At 71.4% G+C, this 1,879-nt stretch carries 1 protein-coding gene; it reads left to right on the top strand.

The genetic code is table 11. From position 1 onward, the window contains the following. Positions 1-1,879 (top strand): amino acid adenylation domain-containing protein (locus AB0I21_RS57445; RefSeq protein ID WP_360574522.1); only part of this gene is annotated, 1,879 nt, incomplete at both ends.

The raw sequence follows: 1,879 nt of genomic DNA, 5'->3' as shown, positions 1-1,879 counted from the left end.
GTGGCCACGAGGCGTTCTTCCGTGACCTCCTCGACGGCGTCGACGAGCCGACGGCCGCGTTCGGGGTCAGCGACGTCCGCGGCGACGGCTCCGGCCTGGTCCGCGCCGGTGCCGTCCTCGACGAGACCCTGGCGGCCCGGCTGCGGGACGCCGCCCGCCGCTCGGGCGTCAGCCCCGCGACCGTCCTGCACGTGGCCTGGTCCCGGGTCCTGTCGGTCGTCTCCGGGCGCGACGACGTCGTGTTCGGCACCGTCCTGTTCGGCCGGATGAACGCCGGCGCCGGATCGGAACGCGTGCCGGGCCTGTTCATGAACACCCTGCCGGTGCGGGTCAGGACCGGCGGCCTCGGCGTCCAGCAGGCGATCGACGAGATGCGCGGGCAACTGGCCCGGCTCCTCGAACACGAGCACGCCCCGCTCGCCCTGGCGCAGCGGGTCAGCGCGGTCCCCGGCGACCTGCCGCTCTTCACGACCCTGCTCAACTACCGGCACAACAGCCCCGCCGAGGCGGAAGGCACCGGCGGCGAAGGGTTCGCGGGCGTCCGGGCGACGTACTCCCGGGAGAGCACCAACTACCCGATCACCGTCTCCGTCGACGACGACGGCACCCAGCTCGGCCTGACCGTCAACGCCGTCGGCCCGATCGACTCGACCGCGGTCGTCAGCATGCTGCACACCGCGGTCCGGCACCTCGTCACGGCCCTGGAGGCCGGCGACCCGACGCCGCTGTCCGAGATCGGCGTCCTCGACACCGCCGAACTCGACCGGGTGCTGCGGGACTGGAACGACACCGCGGTGGAGGTTCCGCCGGGGACGCTGCCGGCGTTGTTGGCGGCGCAGGTGCGTCGGACGCCGTCGATGGCGGCGCTGGTGTTCGAGGGCGTGACGGTGTCCTACCGGGACCTGGATGTGCGGTCGAACCGGTTGGCGCACCGGCTGGTCGCTGAGGGTGTGCGGGCGGACTCCGTCGTGGGGGTGCGTCTGCCCCGGGGCGTGGACTTGGTGGTGGCGTTGCTGGCGGTGGTGAAGGCCGGTGGTGCGTATCTGCCGATCGACCCTGATCTGCCGGTGGATCGTAGTGCGTTCATGGCGGCCGACGCGGGTGCCGTCTGTGTGCTGACCGATGTCTCCGCTGAGGGTTGGCCGGACACGGATCCGGGTGTGCGGGTGCTTCCGGGTCATGCGGCGTACGTGATCTACACGTCCGGTTCGACGGGTCTGCCGAAGGGCGTGGTGGTGCCGCACGAGGGCATCGTGAACCGTCTGGTGTGGATGCAGTCGCGGTTCGGGCTGGCCGAGGGCGATCGGGTGCTGCACAAGACGCCGTTCGGGTTCGACGTGTCGGTGTGGGAGCTGTTCTGGCCGTTGATTCAGGGCGCGACGATGGTGATCGCGAAGCCGGGCGGTCACCGGGACCCGTCCTACATCGCCGGGCTGATCAGTGACGCGCGGGTGGACACCGTGCACTTCGTCCCGTCGATGCTGGAGGCGTTCCTGGCCGTTCCGGAGGCGGTGGCGTGCTCCGGGCTGCGGCGGGTCGTCTGCTCCGGTGAGGCCCTGGGCACCGCGGTCCGGGACCGGTTCTTCGCGGTTCTTCCTGACGTCGGCCTGTTCAACCTGTACGGCCCGACGGAGGCGTCCGTGGACGTCACCGAGTTCGAGGTCCTGCCGGACGCGTCGCCGGTGGTGCCGATCGGCAGGCCGGTGTTCAACACCCGCGTCTATGTCCTGGACGATCGCCTGGCGCCCGTGCCGGCCGGCGTCGCCGGTGAGTTGTACCTGGCTGGTGTCCAACTGGCCCGCGGCTATGTCAGCCGGCCGGGGTTGACCGGCGAGCGGTTCGTCGCCGACCCGTTCAGCGACGGCGAGCGGTTGTACCG

Origin of the sequence: Dactylosporangium sp. NPDC050588, assembly GCF_040654975.1 — a bacterium.
GTDB lineage: Bacteria > Actinomycetota > Actinomycetes > Mycobacteriales > Micromonosporaceae > Dactylosporangium > Dactylosporangium maewongense.
The sequence above is the reverse complement of the archived record's forward strand: the minus strand, read 5'-3'. Positions and strand labels throughout refer to the sequence as shown.